The organism is Trichocoleus sp. FACHB-262, from assembly GCF_014696035.1.
Taxonomy (GTDB): domain Bacteria; phylum Cyanobacteriota; class Cyanobacteriia; order FACHB-46; family FACHB-46; genus Trichocoleus.
In genome coordinates this window covers 1-5,427 of sequence record NZ_JACJPK010000023.1, presented here as the reverse complement: position 1 = coordinate 5,427, position 5,427 = coordinate 1, and the positions used below count along the sequence as shown (strand labels likewise).

7 protein-coding genes are annotated in these 5,427 nt (G+C 47.1%); 2 read left to right on the top strand and 5 right to left on the bottom strand.

Annotated features, from left to right (window positions below; genetic code table 11):
* The first annotated feature begins 507 nt into the window (after positions 1 to 507).
* Positions 508 to 729, top strand: a complete 222-nt coding sequence (locus tag H6F68_RS28895) for a tyrosine-type recombinase/integrase (protein WP_242065361.1) — start codon at positions 508 to 510, stop codon at positions 727 to 729.
* A gap of 210 nt (positions 730 to 939) precedes the next feature.
* The gene (locus H6F68_RS05170) at positions 940 to 1,305 is read left to right on the top strand and encodes a hypothetical protein (RefSeq protein ID WP_190557029.1); all 366 of its coding nucleotides are present in this window, start codon (positions 940 to 942) and stop codon (positions 1,303 to 1,305) included.
* A 320-nt stretch (positions 1,306 to 1,625) separates the two neighbouring features.
* Here the strand turns inward: H6F68_RS05170 and H6F68_RS05165 are convergent, their stop codons facing one another.
* From H6F68_RS05165 to H6F68_RS05145, 5 genes are all read right to left on the bottom strand, one after another.
* Positions 1,626 to 2,255, bottom strand: a complete 630-nt coding sequence (locus tag H6F68_RS05165; protein WP_190557027.1) for a P-loop NTPase fold protein — start codon at positions 2,253 to 2,255, stop codon at positions 1,626 to 1,628.
* 631 nt (positions 2,256 to 2,886) lie between these two features.
* Complete coding sequence (locus H6F68_RS05160) at positions 2,887 to 3,384, bottom strand: GNAT family N-acetyltransferase (protein WP_190557025.1); 498 nt, start codon at positions 3,382 to 3,384, stop codon at positions 2,887 to 2,889.
* Positions 3,385 to 3,387: 3 nt separating this feature from the next.
* On the bottom strand, positions 3,388 to 3,528 hold the full coding sequence (locus H6F68_RS05155; RefSeq protein ID WP_190443326.1) for a hypothetical protein: 141 nt from the start codon (positions 3,526 to 3,528) through the stop codon (positions 3,388 to 3,390).
* Between the two features lie 2 nt (positions 3,529 to 3,530).
* Complete coding sequence (locus H6F68_RS05150) at positions 3,531 to 4,052, bottom strand: nucleotidyltransferase domain-containing protein (protein WP_190443324.1); 522 nt, start codon at positions 4,050 to 4,052, stop codon at positions 3,531 to 3,533.
* A gap of 186 nt (positions 4,053 to 4,238) precedes the next feature.
* A complete protein-coding gene (locus H6F68_RS05145; protein WP_190557023.1) occupies positions 4,239 to 5,246 on the bottom strand; it encodes a phosphotransferase enzyme family protein in 1,008 nt (335 codons plus the stop codon).
* Between the last annotated feature and the right edge of the window lie 181 nt (positions 5,247 to 5,427).

Sequence of the window (5,427 nt, the reverse complement as noted above, 5' to 3'; positions counted from 1 at the left end):
GCAAAAGTCATTAGCTCACAGACTAGCTCAGCTAGGCTTGTGGAGTCATCCTTTGGCAAAGTCTAACGGTGGTTATTTCCTCAGTGAGCTCAGACTTTAGTAATTCCAATACCTAGTAGCGCCAGCCGCGATCGCCCTCACTTCTGGAAGCGATCGCTCCTCACAATTGAATGAAATTTGACCAACTTTGATCGATGCCAAAACTTGATGCTGTTTCAAGCGTTAAAGCAAGATCTACTCAATAATAATGAGTCGGTCTTACATAATTGGGTGGCTGCAATTTCCCAACCTTAACGATCGCAAAATTCCTGTAGTTGCAAAAGCTGGTTATCAGTGTCTTGCCCTTTGTCAGTTGTTGAGACTCGTAAGTAGAGAGCACAAACTGTTTTTTCATGCAGCAAGGGTATCAAAAAAGGACCCTTTTTTGATAGCGTCTTTACTCAAAACTCCCGGCCTGATTTCAGGTCGTTTCAGCCTTGTCAATTTATACTCCTTTTTTGATAGTCCTTGATCGCTCAGTATCTAATCAACGATCGCGCTCGTTTGGGGCTAGTGGGAGCCAGTACTCACAGCTTCAGAAGAACTGCTCTGACCCAGATGAGCAGTGCCGGGATACCGCTGCGAGTGATTCAGGAGATATCGGGGTACCGCAGATTACAAGCACTTCAGCGGTATTTGAAGGTATTGGAGCTTCAGATGGAGGGGGCGATCGCGGCTTTACGTTTTTGAAGTATCGACGCTTAATGAATCAGTTGATCTCTTGGACTGGACTAATAAGTTTCGAGGTCGTGATTCCATGTCAGCACCCTGGATGCCGTCTACTCCCGTTTCTGGGAGATTAGGCAGAATAGAAGGCGAAACTAGAGCGAAGAAATGCTCAAGAATTCGGGCTCATTAAGAGTTGAGCCGAGACAATTTCATCAACGAGCATCATTCATTATGCCAAACGAGAGTCCAGATCAGTTATGGGTTGAACCTGTGGGTGGAATCATCATCGCGCGAATTCGCGGGGTAGCTACAGCCGACCTCATACAGGAGTGCCATCAGCGCATTGGAGTGTTGCAGAGGGACACGGGTTGCAAACAGGTGATGTACGATGCCTTGGAGCTTGAGCGCCCGCCGATAGAAATCGTGCTCACGCAGCAGGGGTTAACCGATGCGCTCAAGCAAGCTGATGTAAAAGTCGCGATAGTTGTGCCCAATACGGGGATTGCTTACCTGGCCCGCCTGGCGTTTGGCGAAGCCAATCATCGCGTGTTCTACAATGATATTGCCGCCGCAGTATCATGGCTGGGCAGTCCTTGATCAACTGAAGATTGAAAGGGCACAAAGGGTGTGATCAAAACACTGCGCTCGCACCTCTTAATTTTTCGGTTTGAGAGGAGGTGTTATACATTTCTTGCAAACATTGCCGAAAACGAATAGAGGCGTGCTTCTTGTAGTACGCCTCAAACGATTGAAAATTTAAGCGATCGTAAGCATAACAATGCCGAAGTTGGTCATTTTCGGCATTGTTGCTAGCTATTAACGTTCCGCCTCACCCGCCGCTAGTGAACTTTCGGACTCAACTGGTAATTCTAAACGGTCGGTGTGCAGGCGGATTGTTAGGCTGCTCCTGATTACAGTTAGACTGTCCCCAGTTTTGTTTTAATCGCAGCGATTATCTCATCTGCCAGCTCATCCAGGGATTTAACTCCATCTAGAACCAAATCGCAATTCTTCAAGACCCTTGCGTTTACTTCAAGGTACAGTTCGCGGGTAGCACCACTGAGATATCCTATTAGGTATTCTTTGAGATAAGTTGCCAGGTATTCTGGATCTCTTTCACGGAGACACCATTCAACATCTCGCAGCAACCGACGTGCTAAGGCAACTTCTAGCGGCAGGTCGATACATGCTACAAAATCAATAAGCTCGTTCATTTCGGCTCGTTCTCTACCAAATGGCTCCTCCATCACAATGAAGCTGGCTGCCTTGATTATTCCTTTGTTATCGGGCAGAGAAATGGCTTTCCTACGCCGTAAGCTCTGTAAGTCTTTAAGGAGTTGTGGCGTTTGCCATTGATTGGGATCGGCTCCCTCTTTAATCCACTCAGAGAAGTTCGAGGGGTATTTCGATACCGAGGCATAATCGTCGAAATAGAGAGATACAGCATCTTCTAGCAAACTGGTTACTTTTTGAACCAGAGAAGTTTTTCCTGCTCCAGAGGGACCACTTATAGCAACCACAAAACTTGGCGATTGTTTGTTAGTCATCCTAACCATACCCTTCAGTCTTGGCAGACTAACGGTTGCGGTCAGAGGTTACCAAGAACTTGGACTCAGCAACAGCGACTTCTTTCAATCCGTTGCACCGCAATTGTTGTACGGCAGGACTCTACAACCGAGTATTTAGATCTGTGTTAACTCTACTCGATGTCTATCTAGGTCTGCCACAACTGCACGTTGTTCCCGATCCGAGCGAACGACACCCAAATCGAGTCGAACCTCACTCATTGCTTTTATCAATTTCTGGGCAGGGTTCATCGTGGCATAGGACTCGGATCATTTCTGCGCCAGGATGTTTGAACAATATATCAAACTCACTATTAGGCATCCTCAAGGTTTCAGGAATGAGATGAGCCTCGAGCGGCTGTGTTAGGGCTAATCCATGGACAGGAAGAAGGATAACGGTAATCTCTCCATCACGTAAGCATCCCAAAACTTTTGCTGGGACACGTACATAAAAGGATGAATTGTCTTCTGCTACATGATGCATTTCAACATACTGCGGGTAGTAGCTAGCGATGCCGTACAACGATTCAGCTCACTCGCCGCTAGAGGCTGGTGGAAGCACGAGCGTAGAGTGTAGGCAGTCGAGTGCAACACCTTGTTCTGTTTCTGTCGGTCACTCATAATCTTTTCCCATGTAGTGAACCTCAGGCGCGTTCTCTCGTGGCCCCAAGTCCTTCCATCCATGCCTAAGATAGAACTCTACTGCTCTTGTATTTGTCGGAGTGACGCTTAAACGGGCGGAGTGCAAGCTAAGCCGTTTGAAGAAGGCTGTTGCATATTCATCAAGCAAACTGGCAACACCAGTGCCGCGCCAACGGGCAGTGACGTAGTACAAATTGACGTAACCTAGTGAGGCATCTGACCTAAAACGTCCCATTTCCATTTGACCGATGATTTCGCTACCCGACCAAACGTGAACGCAGCCACCAGGAAACCGTTTCATCTTCTCGCACAGCCAGTTGACGTAGCGTTCTGCTCCTTTGCCATCGGCCCCGTGAAAGAGTTCTGCTGACCCAAAGCTGCAAACATATGAATCTTCCCGGAAAGCTACGCAAACATCGGCGTGCTTTGCCAAATCAATTGGCTTAAACTCTAAATGCTCAATCTGCATAATTTAAGTTTGACTAACAGCCAAGCCGTGTGCAGCGGCAGAACGGTTCGATTCAGCGGCGACGATAAAACCAGAACGATAGACGAAGAAACTTTGCTCGTCCGCTGCAATCGAATTGTTATCTCGCTGTTGCTTCACTTTCATGACTACTCGAAGCCTGTCACAACACCAACATACTCTTCTGGAAGTGGAAGATTAAAGTATTGCTGCAATAGTCGAACGTCATGAATGTCTTTTGCTTGGGGGTTGTATCCTGTGTGACATAGCATCTGCACTTCAGGTGTGATGCAAGAAATCACATTGCCGTCGATCCTGCCCTGTCCAGCTAAACTATCCTGTGGATAATGAAAAGGCGTGCCGTCTTGTAGGACTTGAATCAACTGTCCGCTACTATCCTGTTGGACAGTGTGAAAGTCAACACTACGACAGTTAGCATCTTTCATCACAAACCGCGTCGGTAACTCATTCAGTATGATAGCGAACTGATAGATAGCGAGGGTCTGTTCAATCTGACCAGCATCCTCCAACCTAACTACGAGATCGAGATCACTGTGCGATCGTGTTTGTTGACTTAACAGGGCATCGACACCCCAACCACCATCTAACCATACAGGAATCTCTGCCCGCTCTAACCAGGTCACAATCTGCAAAACATCTTCTGATTTCATACAGGAATGAGAGATTTGAAACCATGATCCAAGTCTACATAAACTTCAACATGACTGAACGAAGCGAGATAACCGTGCAATTCAGCGGCGACGAGAAAAATGGAACGATAGACGAAAAAACTTTGCTTGTCCGCTGCAATCGAATTGTTCTGTCGCTACCAGCAATGTTTCTGTACTTTAATAAACTCACACGCAACCTAAAGCATCAAGCCACTTCCTCTGATTGGATTGGAGCCACGTTTCAAATCTCAGCGTCTCCACAACAGCATCAACAATTTTTTGCCGACTCCCTTTTCCTTCCACTAACCACCCTGTCCAGTAGACCAGCGAACTGGCGCGTTGCAGCTTCCACACCGAAATGGCAGCTCTCATTTCTGCCAGTGTCAGTAAAGACAACGCTTGATAGCCCGTGCTAAAGGCTCGCACAATTTCCTCAAATAAAACTTCCTGCCAAGGAAAGGATGCAAGCTGATCTAAGCTACTCATGTAATCCAACAGTCGCAAATCGCGCGTTGCAAACTCAAAATCTAGAATTCCAACCACCTGATCCTGGTTCACGAGAATGTTTGGTGTTATGTAATCTGCATGAATGGTCTGAATGGGAAGTGTTGCGTATAGCTCAGGAGAGGATTCGATTGCCTCATTTAACAGTTGATTTAAATGTCTCTGTTCCTCTAAACCTAGCTGTAAAAGTTGTGGAACTGTGAAGGGATCGCTGACTTGCGGATGAATTCGGTCTAATGCTCCCCAAAACGGCAGTTTCGCGTACTGACCCTGCGGATCGAACTCGGCAAGCGCATTGTGCAACGTCGCCAAGGCAAAACCAGCCGATTGAATCTGATGCAGGTTTCGCCGCTCCATTGGGTGTCCGACTAACCGAGGCAGTAGGGCAGCGTTAAGCAATTGTCCATCCATTTCAACGGCAATAAAGGTTTCGCCAGAAGCGGTCTGGAGGGGTACTGGAATCGCGAAAGGGAGATGAGCAGAGTCTAGAAACGTAAGCAATGAATGCTCATAGTGAATCTGAGCGATCGCAGTGGTAGCTGCGTAAAACTTTAGAACAAACTGATGCTCTGAGGCGCGAACAAAATAAACTGCACGGCTTGAACCCTGCGCTGTTAGCTCAAACGTTGCCTCAGCGAGAAATGACCATTGTTCAAATATCGCTTGTTTGGTAAACTCCGATAAACTCATTCGTCGTCCTACAGACAAGACTCAAACTGCTGCCCTCTACGATAACTCAAGCAGCAGAACGACCAAGCTCACCGGACGCAGAAAACCTTTGCAACTCAACCACTTAACTTGACACGTTCCGGTGCAGCGACTGGTTAGACTCACGGCATATTCTACTGCTGTGAATAAATTGACTTATACC